At 62.4% G+C, this 18,041-nt stretch carries 20 protein-coding genes; 5 read left to right on the plus strand and 15 right to left on the minus strand.

Translation table 11 applies throughout. The features are described from left to right. Nucleotides 1–16: 16 nt before the first annotated feature. The 5 genes from tam to NKJ90_RS15655 all read right to left on the minus strand — a co-directional run bounded on the left by tam (nucleotide 17) and on the right by NKJ90_RS15655 (nucleotide 4,207). Entirely contained in the window at nucleotides 17–808 is a 792-nt protein-coding gene (gene tam / locus NKJ90_RS15635; RefSeq protein WP_031259520.1) for a trans-aconitate 2-methyltransferase, read from the minus strand. Then, the gene (locus NKJ90_RS15640; protein WP_023756972.1) at nucleotides 805–1,071 is read right to left on the minus strand and encodes a type II toxin-antitoxin system RelE family toxin; all 267 of its coding nucleotides are present in this window, start codon (nucleotides 1,069–1,071) and stop codon (nucleotides 805–807) included. Before NKJ90_RS15640 ends, tam begins: the two co-directional genes overlap by 4 nt. Next, on the minus strand, nucleotides 1,068–1,316 hold the full coding sequence (locus NKJ90_RS15645) for a DUF6290 family protein (RefSeq protein ID WP_023756971.1): 249 nt from the start codon (nucleotides 1,314–1,316) through the stop codon (nucleotides 1,068–1,070). Before NKJ90_RS15645 ends, NKJ90_RS15640 begins: the two co-directional genes overlap by 4 nt. Before the next feature lie 59 nt (nucleotides 1,317–1,375). Further along, entirely contained in the window at nucleotides 1,376–3,025 is a 1,650-nt protein-coding gene (gene ettA, locus NKJ90_RS15650) for an energy-dependent translational throttle protein EttA (protein ID WP_023756970.1), read from the minus strand. Between the two features lie 177 nt (nucleotides 3,026–3,202). After that, a complete protein-coding gene (locus NKJ90_RS15655) occupies nucleotides 3,203–4,207 on the minus strand; it encodes a ribonuclease T2 family protein (RefSeq protein ID WP_023756969.1) in 1,005 nt (334 codons plus the stop codon). 189 nt (nucleotides 4,208–4,396) lie between these two features. Here NKJ90_RS15655 and NKJ90_RS15660 point away from each other — a divergent pair, with 189 nt between their 5' ends. From NKJ90_RS15660 to NKJ90_RS15670, 3 genes are all read left to right on the plus strand, one after another. Continuing rightward, nucleotides 4,397–5,329, plus strand: coding sequence for an alpha/beta fold hydrolase (locus tag NKJ90_RS15660; protein ID WP_023756968.1), 933 nt, complete (start codon nucleotides 4,397–4,399; stop codon nucleotides 5,327–5,329). A gap of 100 nt (nucleotides 5,330–5,429) precedes the next feature. After that, nucleotides 5,430–6,605: a CaiB/BaiF CoA transferase family protein gene (locus NKJ90_RS15665; RefSeq protein WP_023756967.1), complete on the plus strand. Its 1,176-nt coding sequence runs from the start codon at nucleotides 5,430–5,432 to the stop codon at nucleotides 6,603–6,605. After that, on the plus strand, nucleotides 6,602–8,251 hold the full coding sequence (locus NKJ90_RS15670; RefSeq protein ID WP_023756966.1) for a thiamine pyrophosphate-binding protein: 1,650 nt from the start codon (nucleotides 6,602–6,604) through the stop codon (nucleotides 8,249–8,251). The genes NKJ90_RS15665 and NKJ90_RS15670 overlap by 4 nt, the downstream gene beginning before the upstream one ends. Nucleotides 8,252–8,299: 48 nt before the next feature. Here NKJ90_RS15670 and NKJ90_RS15675 read toward each other — a convergent pair whose 3' ends face one another. After that, nucleotides 8,300–8,740 (minus strand): CHRD domain-containing protein, encoded by a 441-nt coding sequence (locus tag NKJ90_RS15675; RefSeq protein ID WP_023756965.1) that lies wholly within the window; start codon nucleotides 8,738–8,740, stop codon nucleotides 8,300–8,302. Between the two features lie 160 nt (nucleotides 8,741–8,900). After that, the gene (locus tag NKJ90_RS15680; protein WP_023756964.1) at nucleotides 8,901–10,184 is read right to left on the minus strand and encodes a cystathionine gamma-synthase family protein; all 1,284 of its coding nucleotides are present in this window, start codon (nucleotides 10,182–10,184) and stop codon (nucleotides 8,901–8,903) included. Between the two features lie 120 nt (nucleotides 10,185–10,304). On the opposite strand from NKJ90_RS15680, the gene NKJ90_RS15685 reads away from it, so the two are divergent. After that, nucleotides 10,305–10,763, plus strand: coding sequence for an Lrp/AsnC family transcriptional regulator (locus tag NKJ90_RS15685; protein WP_352486317.1), 459 nt, complete (start codon nucleotides 10,305–10,307; stop codon nucleotides 10,761–10,763). A gap of 134 nt (nucleotides 10,764–10,897) precedes the next feature. Here NKJ90_RS15685 and NKJ90_RS15690 read toward each other — a convergent pair whose 3' ends face one another. The 5 genes from NKJ90_RS15690 to NKJ90_RS15710 are packed head-to-tail and all read right to left on the minus strand — an operon-like array spanning nucleotide 10,898 to nucleotide 15,258. Continuing rightward, on the minus strand, nucleotides 10,898–11,869 hold the full coding sequence (locus NKJ90_RS15690; protein ID WP_031259518.1) for an ABC transporter substrate-binding protein: 972 nt from the start codon (nucleotides 11,867–11,869) through the stop codon (nucleotides 10,898–10,900). Between the two features lie 41 nt (nucleotides 11,870–11,910). Further along, on the minus strand, nucleotides 11,911–13,065 hold the full coding sequence (locus NKJ90_RS15695) for an ABC transporter permease (protein ID WP_023756961.1): 1,155 nt from the start codon (nucleotides 13,063–13,065) through the stop codon (nucleotides 11,911–11,913). Beyond that, a complete protein-coding gene (locus NKJ90_RS15700) occupies nucleotides 13,062–13,940 on the minus strand; it encodes an ABC transporter permease (protein ID WP_023756960.1) in 879 nt (292 codons plus the stop codon). The genes NKJ90_RS15695 and NKJ90_RS15700 overlap by 4 nt, the downstream gene beginning before the upstream one ends. Continuing rightward, on the minus strand, nucleotides 13,941–14,477 hold the full coding sequence (locus NKJ90_RS15705) for an endonuclease domain-containing protein (protein WP_023756959.1): 537 nt from the start codon (nucleotides 14,475–14,477) through the stop codon (nucleotides 13,941–13,943). It abuts the gene before it with no gap. Then, nucleotides 14,467–15,258 (minus strand): ABC transporter ATP-binding protein, encoded by a 792-nt coding sequence (locus NKJ90_RS15710; RefSeq protein ID WP_023756958.1) that lies wholly within the window; start codon nucleotides 15,256–15,258, stop codon nucleotides 14,467–14,469. The genes NKJ90_RS15705 and NKJ90_RS15710 overlap by 11 nt, the downstream gene beginning before the upstream one ends. A gap of 131 nt (nucleotides 15,259–15,389) precedes the next feature. Between NKJ90_RS15710 and NKJ90_RS15715 the strand changes: the two genes are divergently transcribed. Beyond that, a complete protein-coding gene (locus tag NKJ90_RS15715; RefSeq protein WP_023756957.1) occupies nucleotides 15,390–15,794 on the plus strand; it encodes a cupin domain-containing protein in 405 nt (134 codons plus the stop codon). Between the two features lie 29 nt (nucleotides 15,795–15,823). Here NKJ90_RS15715 and NKJ90_RS15720 read toward each other — a convergent pair whose 3' ends face one another. Genes NKJ90_RS15720 through hydA form a run of 3 tightly spaced genes read right to left on the minus strand, consistent with a single transcriptional unit; the run spans nucleotide 15,824 to nucleotide 18,040 of the window. After that, nucleotides 15,824–16,201: a hypothetical protein gene (locus tag NKJ90_RS15720; RefSeq protein ID WP_023756956.1), complete on the minus strand. Its 378-nt coding sequence runs from the start codon at nucleotides 16,199–16,201 to the stop codon at nucleotides 15,824–15,826. Nucleotides 16,202–16,217: 16 nt separating this feature from the next. Further along, entirely contained in the window at nucleotides 16,218–16,586 is a 369-nt protein-coding gene (locus tag NKJ90_RS15725; RefSeq protein ID WP_031259513.1) for a hypothetical protein, read from the minus strand. A gap of 2 nt (nucleotides 16,587–16,588) precedes the next feature. Continuing rightward, entirely contained in the window at nucleotides 16,589–18,040 is a 1,452-nt protein-coding gene (gene hydA / locus NKJ90_RS15730; protein ID WP_023756954.1) for a dihydropyrimidinase, read from the minus strand. Nucleotide 18,041 lies beyond the last annotated feature (1 nt).

Raw genomic sequence — 18,041 nt, forward strand, 5'->3', positions numbered from 1 at the left:
CGTGCAAGATGGATAATCAGGCCCGTTTGGCGACGATGAAGATGCGCGGAAAGCGCAAAAGCACTTTGCCGCTCGCCGTCTTCGGATAGGCCTTGGCGATCTTGGCCGTGTAGCTGTCGAGGAACAGCGCCCTCTCATTCGCATCGAGCGGGTCGACAAAGGGCTTCAAACCGGTCGACTTGACCCACTCGACGATCGCCTCGGCGTCGGCAAGCGGGTGGTTGTAGATCGTGTGCCAGATGTCCAGCCGATCGCTGAGCGGCGAAAGAAGGTCATAGTAGAACGACACCGATGGCAGGGGGGCGCGCGCCGCGCCCTTCATCTTGGCGGAAAACGGCATTTCGGCGGCGGTTTCCCGCATCAGGCGGTGCGAGTCCTCGCCCATATTGTCGGGCATCTGAACGGTCAAGGCGCCACCCGGCGCCAGGAAGCCCATCAGCCGCTGGAAGACCGCGGGATGCTCGGGCAGCCATTGGAACACCGCATTGGCGAAGATCACGTCGACCGGCTCCGCCGGCTGCCATCTTGAGGCATCGGCGAGATCAAAAGTGACCTCGGGGAGACGCGCCTTCGCCTTCTCGATCATGTCGGGCGAAGTGTCAAAACCGCTTACCTGCGCATTCGGCCAGCGCTGGACAAGCAGCTCGGTCGAATTGCCCGGCCCGCAGCCGACGTCGACGACCCGGCGCGGAAAATCCACCGGCACCTGCGCCACCAAGTCCCGCGCGGGCCGCGTGCGCTCATCCTCGAATTTCAGGTACTGAGCGGCTGACCAATCGGGCTTTTGTAAAACGCCGCCGTTATTCATCGATAGACCTCGCGACGGTTGCCTATTTCCACGACCAGGACGACAAGACGGCTATCCCAGAACTGGACGATGATGCGATAGTCGCCGACGCGAAATCGCCAAGCTTCTTCTTTGGTCGCTGTCAGACGCTTGGCCAGAACTTTCGGATCGGGATGCGCCGAAACTCTTCCAGAGAGGAACTCCAGGATTCGGCGCTGGTCTTTTGTCGAAAGCCGCTCAATATCTTTTTTGGCTCGCAGCGTGAACTCGACACGCCAACTCATCCAGCGGCGGGCTTCTTGCCGCGCTCCTCGACTTCACGAAGTTCAAGCTTGCGGATCATCTCCTCCAGCGGGACACGAACGCCGTCATCATTCCTGATGCGCTCCTCGGCAATCCTGGCGTCCTGCCAATCCTCGATAGCCTCGAGGATCGCATCAACTGCGATCTGATCGGCCGTGCGACCGCTGGCCTTGGCCATGTCGGCTAGCAGCTTCTCGGTCTTTTGCGGCAGTTTGACTGTGATCATATACAGCTCCGTCAGGCCAATTTAGGTCAAACGCCGATCACCCGCAACGGCCCTGCCCCTTACCGCGTCAGCCTCTTATAGGTCATGCGGTGCGGGTTGACGGCATCCGGCCCGAGGCGGCGGATCTTGTCCTGCTCGTAATCCTCGAAATTGCCCTCGAACCATTCGACGTGGCTGTCACCCTCGAATGCGAGGATGTGCGTCGCCAGGCGGTCGAGGAACATGCGATCGTGCGAGATGATGACCGCGCAACCGCCGAAGTTTTCCAGCGCGTCTTCCAGTGCGGCAAGCGTTTCCGTATCGAGATCGTTGGTCGGTTCGTCGAGCAGCAGCACGTTGCCGCCGGTCTTCAGCATCTTGGCCAGATGCACGCGGTTACGCTGGCCGCCGGAGAGATTGCCGACCTTCTGCTGCTGGTCGCCGCCACGAAAGTTGAACGAGGCGCAATAAGCACGCGTGTTGGCCTCGAACTTGCCGAGTTTGACCACTTCGGCGCCGCCGGAAATCTCTTCCCACACCGTCTTCGACGGATCGAGCGCATCGCGGCTCTGGTCGACATAGCCGAGCTTCACCGTTTCGCCAACGCGGATCGTGCCGGCATCCGGCTTTTCCTGACCGGTGATCATGCGGAACAGCGTCGTCTTGCCGGCGCCATTCGGGCCGATGACGCCGACGATGCCGCCGGGCGGCAGCTTGAATTCCAGCCCGTCGATCAAAAGCGTATCGCCAAAGCCCTTTGACAGGCCTTCCGCCTCGATCACGACATTGCCGAGCCGCTCGCCATGCGGAATGACGATCTGTGTATCGCTCGGACGCCGCTTGTCGGCTGCATCCAAAAGATCCTGGAACGCCTGGATACGCGCCTTGGATTTGGTCTGGCGCGCCTTCGGGCTCGACTGGATCCACTCGCGCTCGCGGCCGATGGCGCGCTGGCGGGCGTCGTCCTCGCGACCTTCCTGCTTGAGCCGCTTGGCCTTGGCTTCGAGGTACTTGGTGTAGTTGCCCTCATAGGGAATGCCGCGGCCGCGATCGAGTTCGAGGATCCAGCCGGTGACATTGTCGAGGAAGTAGCGATCGTGCGTGATGATCATCACGGCGCCCGGATAGGCACGCAGATGCTTTTCCAGCCACGCCGTGGTTTCGGCGTCGAGATGGTTGGTCGGTTCGTCGAGCAGCAGAAGGTCGGGCTGGCGCAGCAAGAGCTGGCAAAGCGCTACGCGGCGGCGCTCGCCGCCCGAAAGCTTGGTGACTTCTGAATCCTTGGGCGGGCAGCCCAGCGCTTCCATCGCCATCTCGACCTGTTGTTCGAGATCCCACAGGTTGAGCCGGTCCATCTCGTCCTGGAGCTTGGCCGACTCGTCGGCCGTCTCGTCGGAATAGTTCATCATCAATTCGTTGTAGCGCTCGATGATGGCGGTCTTGGCGGCGACGCCTTCCATGATGTTTTCGAACACGGTCTTGTTCGGATCGAGGGCCGGCTCCTGTGCCAGGTAGCCGACAGTGGCGCCTTCAGCCAGCCAGGCTTCGCCGTTCCACTCCTTGTCGAGCCCGGCCATGATCTTGAGGATCGTCGACTTGCCCGACCCGTTGGGGCCGAGGATGCCGATCTTGGCGTCGGGATAGAAGGACAGATGGATGTTCTCGAGCACCTTCTTGGTGCCGTAGGCCTTGTTGAGCCCGGCCATGTGATAGATGAACTGGCGTGCCACGCGCGCTTTCCCTGATAAACTGACTGATCCAGAAAACGGACTGGATTTGTCGAATTGAGTGGAGGTTGGCCGCTATGTAGGCGATGCGGCGGCGAACGGCAATCGCTTTTGCCATATCTGGCCGGTCACGTGGACAAGCGCGCGCTGCCGGTACCCGCCCGGAGCCGCACCCCGCATTTACTGGAACCCGATCGCGTCGACGGTGCCGGTCGGGCAGCCGGCCTTGTTGGTCGGCACCGACGCCAGCAGCAGACCCTTCAGCGAGCTGTCGGGGCCGATCGGGCCAGCGAGGCCGAGTGTCAACTCCCCGATCAGCCGCCGGCCGCTCGACGGATCGATGACGCAGGACACGCGTACACGGTCCCCGGCCCCGGCACCGAAGGCGGCGTCGAAGGCGCCGCGAATCTGGTCCGCCGTCAGCTTGCCGCCGATGTTCTTGGCAAAGAGACCGCGCACCGGCGAGCTGTTCACCTCACGCATCAGCTTGAGCGCGTCGGAGAAGTATTCCTGCTGGCTCTTGCCGTAGCAGGTGCCGTGCTTGATCCACTCATGCCGATCGAGCTGCGAAGCCGTGCCTGGCATCACCTTGTCGAGTTCCGCGCGTGTGACCGCGTCCAGATTGACGGGCGGCAGATCCTTCCAGTGGGCCGGAATGTCGTTGGCCTTGTCGCCAGCTGACGCCTGGCAATAGAAATTGCCGTTCGGCTGCGGCCACAATCCGTGCAAGGTGAAGTTGGTGGCATCGAATTCGTTCGGGTTTTGCGCCTTGCATTCGGCCTTGTTCGACTTGGTCTCGCAAAAAGCCGGCTGCCAGCTCAGTGCGAAGACGTATTCGGGTTTTCCGGACATTGCCAGGTTGCCTTTATCGACTGGTGCTGCCGGCACGGTCGCCACGCTGCCAGAGACATGGCCGCAGCTAACCTTCACCCACCGTCGCTCCGGATCGGCGCCCGGCACCTGGATAAGGTAATGCGTCGGCGCCTCCTTGTTACCGGCAAGCAACTGGTAGCTCTGTCCGGCATCGGTCGAGACATTGCCGGGGTTCTTGCCGTTCTTGATGGCTTGCGTTGCCGGACAGGCGGCGTCGGCGACGAAGCTGCCGCTCATCTTGACATCGGCATGCGCCACACCGGCCAGCGACGCCGCCAGCATGGCCAATCCGAAAACAACACCAATGCGCATGGAGAATCCCCGGCTGAAGAAAGTGGGCGACAGACTGAAGCTGTCTCCATGTCAGAATTGCGATATTTCAGCGGCCAAATGCAAGAAACATCGTCGCGGAAAAGCAGGCACAGCGGATTGACGCAAAACCGGCACCGGCGCAAACAAAGCCGGCGCCGCGATGGTGCCGGAGCCTGGAGACCAAGCGGCATGTCATTCAGCCAGCAGCGCGTGGTTGCCTCGCCGACCGGTGCCGTTCTCAATCTTTTCGTCAGGCATGCCGAGGGCCGGCCGCGTGCCGTTGTCCAGATCAATCACGGGCTGGCCGAGCACGCCGCGCGCTATGCCCGCTTCGCCGATTTCCTCGCCCAGCGCGGCTTCCACGTCTATGTCCACGATCATCGCGGCCATGGTGCGACCAAGGCCCCCGACGCGCCGCTCGGCAGGTTCGCCGGCAAGGACGGCCCGGCCAAGGTGATCGCCGACATCGATGCCATTCACGATGTCATCGCCAGCGAATGCCCGAACCGGTTGGTCATCCTGTTTGGTCATTCGATGGGTGCGTCCATGGCGCTGAACTACCTGCTGCGCCATTCGCCGCGCGTTCATGCCGCCGCGATCTGGAACGGCAATTTTTCTCAAGGCCTGCTCGGCCAGCTGGCGCTCGGTATTCTTGCCTGGGAGCGGTTCCGGCTGGGCTCGGACGTTCCGTCGCGGCTGCTGCCGAAACTCACCTTTCAGGCCTGGGGCAAGGCGGTGCCTGACCACCGCACGCTGTTCGACTGGCTGTCACGCGACGAGGCCGAGGTGGCGAAATACATCGCCGATCCGCTCTGCGGCTGGGATGCTTCGGTGTCGATGTGGCGCGACGTTGTCGGTTTGGCGCTGAACGGGGGCAAGGATGCCGGCTTTGCCGGCATCCGGCGCGGCCTTCCCGTCAACATCGTTGGCGGCGAAAAAGATCCCGCCTCGGACTACGGCAAGGGGATCATGCATCTTGCCGGTCGCATGCGTGCGATGGGCTTTTCGAATCTCGTTTCAAAGGTTTACGCCGACACCCGCCACGAAAGCCTGAACGAAGTGAATCGCGACATCATCATGGATGATTTTGCGACCTGGGCCGACGGCGTGCTGAAGGGTTGAAGGGATTGGCCTATCGCAAGAGCCGTGACAGCCATTGCAGGGCTTGATAGAGGCTCTGCATTCGCAGCAATCAAGGTGATTGCAGCAACCACGGTGATTTATGGCCGAACCCCCGCTGAAAGGCGTCCGCGTCGTCGAACTCGCCCGCATCCTTGCCGGGCCATGGGCCGGGCAATTGCTTGCCGATCTCGGCGCCGATGTGATCAAGGTCGAGAGCCCCGATGGTGGCGACGATACCCGCAAATGGGGTCCGCCCTTCGTCATGGGCAAGGATGGCGAGAACCTGTCGGCTGCCTATTACCATTCCTGTAATCGTGGCAAGCGCTCCATCGCCATCGACTTCTCGACGCCGGCGGGCGCCGAGACCGTGCGCCGGCTGGTCGCGACGTCGGATGTGCTGATCGAGAACTTCAAGCTCGGCGGCCTGAAGAAGTACGGCCTCGACTATGACAGTCTGCGCAAGATGAACCCCCGCCTCGTCTATTGTTCGATCACCGGCTTCGGCCAGGATGGCCCATACGCGCCACGCGCCGGCTACGACTTCATCATCCAGGCCATGGCCGGCATGATGTCGATCACCGGCGAGGTTGGCCGCGAGCCGCAAAAGGCCGGCGTCGCCATCTCGGACATCTTCACCGGCCTGTATTCGGTCATCGCCATCCAGGCTGCACTACGCCATGCCGAACAGACCGGCGAAGGCCAGCAGATCGACATGGCACTCTTCGACACCCAGATCTCGGCGCTCGGCAACCAGAACCTCAACTATCTCGTTTCCGGCAAGTCGCCGGTGCAGATGGGCAATGCGCATATGAACATCGCCCCTTACGAAGTGGTGCCGGTCAGGGATGGCCACATCATCCTGGCCGTCGGCAATGACGGCCAGTTCGCGAAATTCTGCGCTGCCGTCGGGTTGGACGATTTGCCTGTCGATCCAGACTTTGCGACAAATCCGGCCCGGGTCGTCAACCGGGTCAAGCTGCGCGAACGCATCATCGAGGCGCTGAAGGTTTTTGATCGCGATCCGCTACTGGCAAAGCTGGAAGCGGCGAGCGTGCCGGCCAGCCCGATCAACACGATCGGCCAGATGTTCGCCGATCCGCAGACCATCGCGCGCGGCATGCGGCTCGATCTCGACGACGGCCACGGCAACCTTCTGCCGTCGGTGCGCGCGCCGATGATCATGTCTGGTACGCCGCTCGTCTATGAACGTCCCTCGCCGCGCCTGGGCGAGCACACGCAAGAAATCCTGGCCGAACTGGAGAAGTCTGGACAATGAAGACCGGCGGACAACTGATCGTCGACGCGCTCGAAGCCAACGGCACCGACCGCATCTATTGCGTGCCGGGTGAATCCTATCTGGCGGTGCTCGACGCGCTGCACGATTCGGCGATCCGCACCATCGTCTGCCGCCAGGAAGGCGGTGCGGCGATGATGGCCGATTGTCACGGCCGCCTGACCGGCAAGCCCGGCATCTGCTTCGTCACCCGCGGCCCCGGCGCCACCAACGCCTCGGCCGGCATCCACATCGCCATGCAGGATTCCATACCCGTCATCCTGTTCATCGGCCAGGTCGCCAGCCATGCCAAGGAGCGCGAGGCCTTCCAGGAGGTGGATTACGTCAGGTTCTTCGGTGACATCGCCAAATGGGTGGTCGAGATCGACGATGCGTCGCGCATCCCGGAATTCGTCACCCGCGCCTTCGCGGTGGCGACATCGGGCCGCCCTGGCCCGGTCGTCATCTCGCTGCCGGAAGACATGCTGACCAGCGTCGTCGAAGCGCCCATCGCGCTGGCCCACACACCGGTCGAAACGCGAGCCGGCGAAGCCGAACTCGACGCGCTGGAGAAATTGCTGGCCAACGCCAAGCGGCCGTTCGTCATCCTCGGCGGCACGCGCTGGGATGCCGAGGCGGTTGCACAAATGCGCACGATCGCCGAGGCGTGGTCGCTGCCGGTCGGTTGTTCGTTCCGCCGCCAGATGCTGTTCGACCATCTGCATCCGAACTATGCCGGCGATGTCGGCATCGGCATCAATCCGAAGCTGGCGACAGCGATCAAGCAGGCCGATCTCGTGCTGCTGATCGGCGGCCGCATGGGCGAAATGCCGTCGTCCGACTACACGCTGTTGAAGAGCCCCTATCCGGACCAGGCGCTTGTCCATATCCATGCCGACGCAGGTGAACTTGGCCGCGTTTACCGGCCGGCACTGGCGATCAACGCCTCGCCATCCGCCTTTGTCGAGGCTTTCGCCAAACGCAAGCCGGCCTCGGCTCCGAGTTCGGCAGCCGAAACGTCAAAGTTGCATGCCGCCTATCTCGACTGGTCGACGCCGCCGGAGAGCGGCCCCGGCTCGGTCCAGATGGGGCCGATCATGAACTACCTGGAAAAGATGTTGCCTGACGACGCCATCCTCACCAATGGCGCCGGCAATTACGCTACCTGGGTGCATCGCTTCCATCGCTCCCGCCGCTTTGCCACGCAAGCAGCACCGACCTCAGGCTCGATGGGCTATGGCACGCCTGCTGCGGTCGCCGCCAAAGAGCTGTTTCCGGATCGAACCGTGGTCGCCTTCGCGGGCGACGGCTGCTTCCTGATGAACGGGCAGGAGTTCGCCACCGCCGTGCAGTACGACCTGCCGATCGTCGTCGTCGTCGTCAACAACGGCATCTACGGCACCATCCGCATGCATCAGGAGCGCGAATACCCCGGCCGCGTCATCGCCACTGATTTGAAGAACCCTGACTTCGCGGCCCTCGCCCGCGCCTATGGCGGGCATGGCGAGACGGTCGAGAAGACCGCGGAGTTCGCCCCGGCCTTCGAGCGTGCCCTCGCCAGCGGCAAGCCGGCGATCGTCGAAATCAGGCTCGATCCGGAGGCGATCACGCCGACCCGGACGATGAGCCAGATCCGCGACAAGGCGTGATTCACACAAAAGGGGCGGTCGCCCGCCCCTCTTTCGGAACAGCCTGTACTACTTCGCCTTTTCGATCTGGCCGCGGATCTCACCGTCCTTGTTGGCTGATGTATGGATGTTGACGTAATATTTGCCCGACTCCAAGTCAGCCGCCTGGGCATCCGTCAGCGTTTCAGATCCCCTGATCGGGCTCTTGAGTTTTTTGAATGGGATGACCGGGTCGGCGTTTGCACCCATCGCCGCCGGGCCGTGAATGTGCGCGCCCGTTGCTGGTCCGCTGAGGCCTGAATATTTGACGTTCCAGCTGAGCTTCTTCTTGGCCGTGTCGAACGTGAAAGTGGCCGTGCCCTTGCCCTTCGTGGTGACGGGCGGGTTTTGCTGGCCGCCGTCGAGCGTCGCCTTGAACTTTTCCGTGGCGGCCAGAGCCGGCGATGCGAACAGGAACGCGGTCGAAATGGCCAGCGCCGAAAGCGCCGGGAAGAAGGATAGGTTGCGCATGAAGCACCTCCGATTGGGATGTCGCATCCGTCGCGCCTCCCGGCGCGCGCATGCGGTAATGCAACGGCTGAGCAGCGAAATGTATCCCACCACACGCTTTTGTGATGGCTGATGAAGGAATCCGATCGCTTGCCCTTCCCGGATTCCAGGGAATGACCCGTCAGACCGCCGCCAGCGCCTGCGTCAGGTCGGCGATCAGATCGTCCGGGTGCTCGACACCGATCGACAACCTGACCGTGGTCTCAAGCACGCCGATGCGCTGGCGCACCTCGACGGGAATTCCCGAATGGGTCATGGCCGCGGGGTGACTGGCCAGCGATTCCGTTCCGCCGAGGCTTACCGCCAGCTTGAATATCTGCAGCCCGTTGAGGAAGGCGAAGGCCGCCTTCTCCCCGCCCCTGATGTCGAAGGAGAAGGTCGATCCGGCGCCACTGCATTGCGCCCTGTAGACGCGGCCCGCTGGCGTATCCTCGCCCAGGAACGGCAAATAATGTACCTTCTCGACCTTGGCATGATCGCGCAGGAATTCGGCGACCAGGCGCGCATTGTCGTTGGCCCGCTCCATTCGGATCGACAGCGTCTCCAGCGACCGGCCGAGCATCCAGCAGGAATGCGGGTCGAGCTGCGTGCCGATCGCGCCGCGAAGCGCCTTGATGGGCTTGGTGACCGCCTTGCTGCCCATGGCGGCGCCCGCGATCAGGTCGGAATGGCCGCCGACATATTTGGTCAGCGAATAGACAGAGACATCGGCGCCATGTTCGATCGGCCGCTGGAAAACCGGGCCGAGCAATGTGTTGTCGCAGACGACGATCGGCGTCGACCCTTGAGCCGCGCCAATCTCGTCGGCGATCGTCCGCATCAGGTCGATGTCGACCAGGCTATTGGTCGGATTTGACGGCGTCTCGACCAGGATGACCGATACGCGGCCTTTCGCGACGGCCGCGTCGGTAGCCGCGCGCACTGCCGTCTCGTCGACGCCGTCGGCGAAGCCGACAGCGCCGACGCCGAGACCTGAAAGCGTGCGCGTCAGAAGCGTCTCGGTGCCGCCATAGAGTGGCTGCGAATGCAGGATGACGTCGCCCGGACGGGCATAGGCGAGCAGAATGGTGGCGATCGCCGACATGCCTGACGAAAACAGGATGCAGGCATCCGTCCCCTCGTAGATCGCCAGCCGGTCCTCGACGATCTCGCTGTTGGGATGGTTGAAGCGCGAATAGACCAGGCCGGACGCGGTACCGCTCGGCGGCTCCTTGCGGCCCGACGTGTAGTCGAAGAAGTCGCGTCCCTCTTCCGCCGACTTGAAGACGAAAGTCGAGGTGAGGAATACCGGTGGTTTGACCGCGCCCTCCGAAAGCTGCGGATCGAAACCATAGCTCAGCATCAGCGTCTCCGGATGGAGCTTGTGGTTGCCGATATGGGTTTTCGATGGGCGTGGCGCGGTCATGTCTTTCTGCCTTATTCGAGGAGTGTCGCGGCAATTTATGCGATCCTGATCCGCCAGTCCTTGCTATTCTTCGGCTCGCATGCCTGCATTCCCGCAACAAATTGCCTGGAGAGACCGAAAGTGCAGCAGAAGATAGCCGATGATTTCGACCGCAGGATCCTGCGTGAGCTGCAGGCCGATGCCCGCATCACCAACAACGAGCTTGCCGAACGGATCGGCTTGTCGCCGTCGCCTTGCCTCCGGCGGGTGCGGCGGCTGGAGGAAACCGGCGTCATCAGGGGCTACACCACGTTGGTCGACCCCACAGCCTTCGGCTGGAGCATGGTCGCCATCGCCACCATCCGGCTCAGCCGCCAGAACGAGGACGAGATCGTGATGTTCGAGGATGCGATCCGCGGCTGGGAAGAGGTCCTGGAATGCCACCTCGTCACCGGCTCGCGCGACTATGTGCTGAAGGTAGTGACCGGAAGCCTCGAGCAGTACGAGCGCTTCATCAAGGAAAAGATCGCGCGACTGAAATGCGTCGCCTCGATCGAGACCAGCTTCGTCATGAACACCATAAAGGAACGGCGCCTCTAGCACCAATGCATGTCGCGCAAAAGTGTGCAGCGGTTTTGGGATAACGACATGCATCAAAACAAAGAGATAGAGCGGTTCTACCGAACCGCTCTATCCAGAGGCGCCGTTCGAGATCGAGATGTTGCCGACTAGGCTTACTTGACCGCCTTGTCGGTGATGGCGGTGGTGTAGGCGCCGGTCGGCTCCTTGGTGATGATCTTCTGGTCGAGCAGCGCCTTGGCGGTGCGCTCGTAGGTTGCCGGATCGAGCTTGCCGTCGGCATTGTCGATCAGCTTGGCGACTTCGCTCATCATCCGCTTCTGGTGGTTTTCGTCCTGGCCGCCGCCGTCCATGACGATGCTCGCGGCTTCGTCATTGTGGTCGATGGCGTATTTCCAGCCCTTCATCGAAGCGCGCACGAAACGCACCATCTTGTCCTCGAAGGCCGGATCCTTGAGCTTGTCTTCCGACGCATAAAGCCCGTCTTCGAGCAGGTCGTTGCCCATGGCCGAATAGTTGAACACGGTCAGCTGTTCGGGCTTGTAGCCGGCGTCGATCAGCTGCCAGTACTCGTTGTAGGTCATGACCGAGATGCAATCCGCCTGCTTCTGGATCAGTGGCTGCACGTCGAAGCTCTGCTTCAGGACGGTGACGCCGTCCGGACCGCCATCGGTCTTGAGGCCAAGCTTGTTCATCCATGCGTAGAACGGATATTCGTTGCCGAAGAACCAGACGCCGAGCGTGTGGCCCTTGAAGTCGGCTTCGGTCTTGATCGGGCCGTCCTTGGGGCAGACCAACTCCATGCCGGCCTTCTTGAACGGCTGGGCGATGTTGACCAGCGGCACGCCCTTCTCGCGGGCGGCCAGCGCACCGCCCATCCAGTCAACGATGACGTCGGCGCCGCCACCGGCGATCACCTGCTCGGGGGCAATATCCGGACCGCCCGGCTTGATGTCGACGTCGAGGCCTTCGGCCTCATAGAAACCCTTGGCCTTGGCAACATAGTAGCCGGCAAACTGGGCCTGCGTGACCCATTTCAGCTGCAAGGTCACCTTGTCGGCGGCCATTGCCTGGAAAGCGGCTAGCGACATCGCGCCGGCCAGAACTGGAATAACAAGTCTTTTCATGTTTTTACCCTCTGAAGTTAGCACCCTTAAACCCACCGCCCCTATCCACCACGGACAGAGGGATGCCAAAACGTGACGGCTCTTTCGACAAGAGCGACCACGCCATAAAAGACCGAACCCGCAAGTGCTGCAACTGCGATTTCGGCCCAGACCATGTCGATGTTCATCCGCCCGACCTCGGTCGAGATGCGGAAGCCCATGCCGACGACAGGCGTACCGAAGAACTCGGCGACGATGGCGCCGATCAGCGCCAGCGTCGAGTTGATCTTCAGCGCGTTGAAGATGAAGGGCGCGGCTGCCGGTAGCCTGAGCTTCAACAACGTCTGCCAGTAGCCCGAAGCATATGTGCGCATCAGGTCGCGTTCCATATGGCCCGAGGCGGCGAGACCCGCGACCGTGTTCACCAGCATCGGGAAGAAGGTCATAATGATGACCACCGCCGCCTTGGACTGCCAGTCGAAGCCGAACCACATGACCATGATCGGTGCGACGCCAATGATCGGCAGCGCCGAGACCATGTTGCCGATCGGCAGCAGCCCGCGCCGTAGGAACGGCACACGGTCGGCGAGCACCGCGGCGATGAAGCCGGCGCCACTGCCCACGACATAGCCGAAGACAACCGCCTTGAAGATGGTTTGACGGACGTCGGCGCCGAGTACAGGCAGCGAACCGGCGATGCGCACGCCGATGGCGCTAGGCGGCGGCAACAGGATGAAGGGGATGCCCGCGCCTCGCGTCACCGCTTCCCAGATGATCAGGATCCAGGCGCCGAAGATGGCTGGGATGATCAGGCGCAACCCCGTCCGAGCCCAACTGGCGAAAGGACGTAATGACGACAGCACCGCCACGCAGCGCCAGCCAAGCAGCCATGCGGCCGCGAGCAGCAGGAAATACGGCGCCAGTGCGGTGCCCTCAAAACCGGTAATGCCCGATATCAGCAGCCAGGCGATCAGGTGAGCGCCGACAAAGAGCACCATCGCTTCAGCAAGGGGCGGAATCCTGGTCATCGAGACCAGCGCTGCCAGTATGGCCAAGCCGAACATCAGGCTTTTGGCTCCGAGATAGGGATAATTGATGCTGACCGTTGGGTCCGTAAGCGCCGCCGCTTCCGGCTTCGACATCGCGCCGAGCGCCACCGCGATCAGGCACAGCACGATGGCCAGCCCAGCTTGCCAGGAAAGCTTCAGCCAGTTCATGCCGGCCTCCCGCCCATGGCACGGTCGACGATGCGCCCGGCAATGCCGACCACCATGACCAGAAGTGCGGCCACCACAGAGCCGGCGACCAGCGCCGACCAGATGTCGATGGACTGGCTGTAATAAGCGCCGGCCAACAGCTTGGCGCCGATGCCGGCGACAGCACCGGTCGGCAGTTCGCCGACGATGGCGCCGACCAGGCTTGCCGCCACCGCCACCTTCATCGAGGTGAACAGGAACGGCACCGAGGCCGGCACGCGCAATTTCCAGAACGTCTGCGCACGGCTGGCATTGTAGGTGTGCATCAGGTCGAGATGCATGATCTCGGGCGAGCGCAGCCCCTTCACCATGCCCACGGTCACCGGGAAGAACGACAGATAGGTCGAGATCATCGCCTTCGGCACCAGGCCGGTGATGCCGATAGCCGCCAGCACGACGATGATCATCGGCGCCACCGCCAGGATGGGAATGGTCTGCGAGGCGATAATCCACGGCATCAGGCTGCGGTCGAGCGTCGCCACATGCACGATGCCGACAGCGATGATGATGCCGAGCGCCGTGCCGAAAGCAAAGCCGAGCAGCGTGGACGACAGCGTCACCCAGGCATTGTAGACGAGGCTGCGACTGGAGGTAACGGGCCGCAGGAACGTGTTTTCGAAGAAATTCACCGCCACCTGATGCGGCGCCGGCAGCGTCGGCTTCGGCTGCGCCAGCGTGTTGGCGATGAACCCGCTCAAGGCAGGTGATTCACCGGCGCGGCGGTCGAGATCGCGCTGGAACGGTGTGTTGAGGATGACGGCGAAAACATACCAGAGGACGACGACGCCAGCGAGGATCGAGGTCACGGGAATGAGCTTGTCGCGGAAGGTGTCCATCTAGCGAGCCTCGCCAGGTACGCGCCCTCCTCTCCCCGACGGGGAGAGGGTGGCCGGAGCGAAGCGGAGGTCGGGTGAGGGGGTAGAAATCTTTCCGTCCAGGCAAGCCAAGATCGTATCCAGGACCGCTCGACGTTCGGCCAAAACCTCATGGTTCCAGAACCGGAGAACCGAATAACCATGGCCATTCAGCCAAGCTGTTCTGGCCGGATCGGTTGGTGAATCCGCGTGTTGGCTGCCGTCGAGTTCGACAATCAGGCCCATCTCACGGCAAACAAAATCAGCGATGAATGGCCCAAGCGGCACCTGCCTCACAAATTTGTAGCCGTTGAGGTGACGGCCCCTCAGTTCTCCCCAAAGCCTGTACTCGGCTTCGGTCTCGTCAAACCGCAGCTTTCGGGCGCGCTCGGTTGCCCCGACCTTTCTTTTGGTCGGATCTGTCGGCGCCGCCCCCTCACCCGACCTCCGCTTCGCTCCGGCCACCCTCTCCCCGTTGGGGAGAGGAGGAAGCCCATCGTTCGCCCCCTCAATCATCATAACTATGCCCTGCCCGCAGCCCGTCGCGCACCCGCGCGGCGATCGCCAGAAACTCCGGCGTCTCGCGGATGTCGAGCGGCCGTTCTTTCGGCAGCGTCGACTCGATCACATCGCTGACGCGGCCGGGACGCGGCGACATGACGACGATGCGCGTCGATAGATAGACGGCTTCGGGAATGGAGTGGGTGACGAAGCAGATCGTCTTGTTGGTCCGCCCCCACAGTTCCAGCAATTGCTCGTTGAGGTGGTCGCGCACGATCTCGTCCAGAGCACCAAACGGCTCGTCCATCAGCAGCAGGTCGGCGTCGAAGGCCAGCGCGCGGGCGATCGAGGCGCGCTGCTGCATGCCGCCCGACAATTGCCAGGGATATTTCTTTTCGAATCCCGAGAGGTTGACGAGGTCGAGCGTTCGCTTGATGCGTTGCGCCTGCTCCGCCTTGGACAGGCCCATGATCTCCAGCGGCAGCCCGACATTGCGCTCGATGGTGCGCCAGGCAAACAGCGCTGCCGCCTGGAAGACATAGCCATAGGCGCGTTTCTCGCGTGCCTGTTCTGCTGTCATGCCGTTGACCGAAATCGTCCCCGAGGTCGGCTTCTCCAGATCGGCGATGACGCGCAGCAGCGTGGTCTTGCCGCAGCCCGAGGGCCCGATGAAGGAGACGAATTCTCCCTTGCCGATGGTGAGATCGACATTGGACAGCGCCTGCACCGGCCCGTCACTGGTCTGGAAGGTCAGCCCAAGTTTGCTTGCCGCGACGACGGCTGGCGAAATCCCTGTCATCGGCTGCCGCCCGCCTGGTCCCGTCCCCGCAGCGCCGGCTGGAATCCGATTGCTTTTATTGCGATGTTGTTTTCCACTCGCCCTGTCCCATTGGTCTTGTCCCACACTCAATCGACGCCCGGAGTTTCCCGATGTCGCCCAAACCCACTTGTCACCTTATCCGCCCTGAAAGCACTTATGAAGGCAAGCAGGGATTGACCTATTTCGCCGGCATCGCCGCCGAAACCGTCGGCGCCTCCGGCATCTGCATGCACGTCCTCACCATGCCACCCGGCGCCCGCGCCAAGGCGCACATGCATGAGAGCCATGAAACGGCGATCTATGTCCTCTCCGGCGAAGTCCATACCTGGTATGGCGACCGGCTTGAGCATCATATCGTCGTCAAGGCTGGCGACCTTTTCTACATTCCCGCCGGCGTGCCGCATTTGCCGGCCAATCTGAGCGGCGCCCCGTCTTCGGCCGTCATTGCCCGCACCGATCCCAACGAACAGGAAAGCGTCGTCCTGTTGCCGGAACTGGATGCGCTGGTCGCCTGAATCCGACGGCATCGATAGGAACTTGCGCGTCATCGGCACCGGGAAACTTCCCCGTACACAGTGCCATCCTCATCCGCGATCACCAGCTTCTTGGCGTTCTTGGGACTGCGCTTGATGGTGAACTGTATCGGCGACTGACCATCCCCGCCGTCTGCCTCGCACATTGACTTTACCACCAGCGAACCGTCAGCCTGCGTCTTCTTGTCGGTAAAGGTGCAGGCGTTGGTCGCGGTGATGAATTCCGTAGCGTTCAGCAGCAGCATGTCTTCCGCATAGACTTTCTGGCCGTTCTTGTTGATGCAACCGGACTTGTTGCCATAGGGCTTGGACAGATCGATGCCCGCCGCCGAGGCTTGGCCCGCAGCCAGCACGAGAACCATCGCGACAGATAGACCAAAACCACGCATGCTCACCCCCAAAACGTCACAAACATGATTGCAGCGGCCCCATTTCCTCAAGGCCGGGGATGGCGACAAAGAAACCATCCACTCCCTTGTTGGTGACCACGACGGTTTCGACCGTCGTTCCTGCCTCGCCTTCGGCAGAACAGGTCGAAATCAGCGATTGTGCACCCAGCACCGGCTTCAATTGATGCGCGAACCGGCAGCCGCTGCCATAGGTTTCGATGCCTTCGGCGGTCAGGACGATATAAGCGTCACTGTCCTGATAGCCGACCTTGAGGCCGGCACACCCGACATCATTGCCCCAGGAGCCGGCCAGCACGCCGCCTGCTGCCGGGCCGGAGACAATTGCCGCCAGGACCAACGAAAAAAGCGCGGCCGAACGCGCCAAGCTCAAACCCCGGTCGCCGGGATACCGGTGCGTTCCACCTTGCGCGGCGCGGAAATCTCTTTCCACGTCGACAGCGCCCGGTTGACCGCCGCATTCGGCTCGCGAGCGACGAACTCGCCATGGCCGGGCTTGGCCTTGACCTCGGCCTCCTGGATCGACAATTCGCCGCGGGAGAAGACGAAGCGCGGCAGGCCAGTCACCTCGAACCCTTCGAAGACGTTGTAGTCGATCACCGACTGCTGCTTTTTCGACGTGATCTTCTTCTTGGCGCCGGGATCCCAGACGACGATGTCGGCATCGGCGCCTTCGACGATGGCACCCTTTTTCGGATACATGTTGAGAATCTTGGCGATGTTGGTCGAGGTCACCGCGACGAACTCGTTCATCGTCAGCCGGCCGGTGTTGACGCCGGTGGTCCATAGAACCGGCATCCGGTCTTCCAACCCGCCGGTGCCGTTCGGGATCTTGGTGAAATCACCGACGCCGTTGCGCTTCTGCTTGGTGGTGAAGGCACAGTGGTCGGTCGCCACCACCTGCAGCGAGCCCGCCTGCAGGCCGGCCCAGAGCGAGTCTTGGTGGAGCTTATTGCGGAAGGGCGGACTCATCACGCGGCGCGCCGCATGGTCCCAGTCCTTGTCGAAATATTCACTCTCGTCGAGTGTCAGATGCTGGATCAGCGGCTCGCCGAACACCCGCATGCCCTTCTGCCGCGCCCGGCGGATCGCTTCGTGGCTCTGCTCGCAGGAGACATGCACGACATAGAGCGGCACGCCCGCCATATCGGCGATCATGATGGCGCGGTTGGTCGCCTCGCCCTCGACTTCCGGCGGCCGCGAATAAGCATGACCCTCGGGACCATTGTTGCCGGCGGCAAGCAGCTTCTGCGACAGGGCGGCGACCACGTCGCCGTTCTCGGCATGCACCAGCGGCAGCGCGCCGAGGTCGGCGCAGCGCTGGAACGACGCATACATCTCGTCGTCGTCGACCATCAGCGCGCCCTTGTAGGCCATGAAGTGCTTGAACGAGGTGATGCCCCTGTCGACGACATCAGCCATCTCGTCGAACACCTGCTTACCCCACCAGGTGATCGCCATGTGGAAGGAGTAGTCGCAGGATGCCTTCGAGGTCTTGTTGTCCCACATCTGCAACGCTTCGAGCAGCGACTGCTTCGGCGCCGGCAGGCAGAAATCGACCACCATCGTCGTGCCACCGGCAAGGGCTGCCCGCGTGCCGGATTCGAAATCGTCGGCCGAATAGGTGCCCATGAACGGCATTTCGAGATGGGTGTGCGGGTCGATGCCGCCCGGCATGACGTAGCAGCCGGTGGCGTCGAACTCGTGGTCGCCATGCAGTCCCGCGCCGATGGCGACGATCTTGCCGTGGCTGAACAGCACATCGGCCTTCCACGTGCGGTCGGCGGTGACGATGGTGCCGTTCTTGATGACTTTGGTCATT

Origin of the sequence: Mesorhizobium sp. M0051 (assembly GCF_040323235.1) — a bacterium.
Classification (GTDB): Bacteria; Pseudomonadota; Alphaproteobacteria; order Rhizobiales; family Rhizobiaceae; genus Mesorhizobium.

What these genes read in the sequence shown, in the direction of transcription:
- tam (WP_031259520.1), bottom strand. Translation starts at nt 808, where the DNA reads ATGAATAACGGCGGCGTTTTACAAAAGCCCGATTGGTCAGCCGCTCAG.
- NKJ90_RS15640 (WP_023756972.1), bottom strand. Translation starts at nt 1,071, where the DNA reads ATGAGTTGGCGTGTCGAGTTCACGCTGCGAGCCAAAAAAGATATTGAG.
- NKJ90_RS15645 (WP_023756971.1), bottom strand. Translation starts at nt 1,316, where the DNA reads ATGATCACAGTCAAACTGCCGCAAAAGACCGAGAAGCTGCTAGCCGAC.
- NKJ90_RS15655 (WP_023756969.1), bottom strand. Translation starts at nt 4,207, where the DNA reads ATGCGCATTGGTGTTGTTTTCGGATTGGCCATGCTGGCGGCGTCGCTG.
- NKJ90_RS15660 (WP_023756968.1), top strand. Translation starts at nt 4,397, where the DNA reads ATGTCATTCAGCCAGCAGCGCGTGGTTGCCTCGCCGACCGGTGCCGTT.
- NKJ90_RS15665 (WP_023756967.1), top strand. Translation starts at nt 5,430, where the DNA reads ATGGCCGAACCCCCGCTGAAAGGCGTCCGCGTCGTCGAACTCGCCCGC.
- NKJ90_RS15670 (WP_023756966.1), top strand. Translation starts at nt 6,602, where the DNA reads ATGAAGACCGGCGGACAACTGATCGTCGACGCGCTCGAAGCCAACGGC.
- NKJ90_RS15675 (WP_023756965.1), bottom strand. Translation starts at nt 8,740, where the DNA reads ATGCGCAACCTATCCTTCTTCCCGGCGCTTTCGGCGCTGGCCATTTCG.
- NKJ90_RS15680 (WP_023756964.1), bottom strand. Translation starts at nt 10,184, where the DNA reads ATGACCGCGCCACGCCCATCGAAAACCCATATCGGCAACCACAAGCTC.
- NKJ90_RS15690 (WP_031259518.1), bottom strand. Translation starts at nt 11,869, where the DNA reads ATGAAAAGACTTGTTATTCCAGTTCTGGCCGGCGCGATGTCGCTAGCC.
- NKJ90_RS15695 (WP_023756961.1), bottom strand. Translation starts at nt 13,065, where the DNA reads ATGAACTGGCTGAAGCTTTCCTGGCAAGCTGGGCTGGCCATCGTGCTG.
- NKJ90_RS15700 (WP_023756960.1), bottom strand. Translation starts at nt 13,940, where the DNA reads ATGGACACCTTCCGCGACAAGCTCATTCCCGTGACCTCGATCCTCGCT.
- NKJ90_RS15705 (WP_023756959.1), bottom strand. Translation starts at nt 14,477, where the DNA reads ATGATGATTGAGGGGGCGAACGATGGGCTTCCTCCTCTCCCCAACGGG.
- NKJ90_RS15710 (WP_023756958.1), bottom strand. Translation starts at nt 15,258, where the DNA reads ATGACAGGGATTTCGCCAGCCGTCGTCGCGGCAAGCAAACTTGGGCTG.
- NKJ90_RS15715 (WP_023756957.1), top strand. Translation starts at nt 15,390, where the DNA reads ATGTCGCCCAAACCCACTTGTCACCTTATCCGCCCTGAAAGCACTTAT.
- NKJ90_RS15720 (WP_023756956.1), bottom strand. Translation starts at nt 16,201, where the DNA reads ATGCGTGGTTTTGGTCTATCTGTCGCGATGGTTCTCGTGCTGGCTGCG.
- hydA (WP_023756954.1), bottom strand. Translation starts at nt 18,040, where the DNA reads ATGACCAAAGTCATCAAGAACGGCACCATCGTCACCGCCGACCGCACG.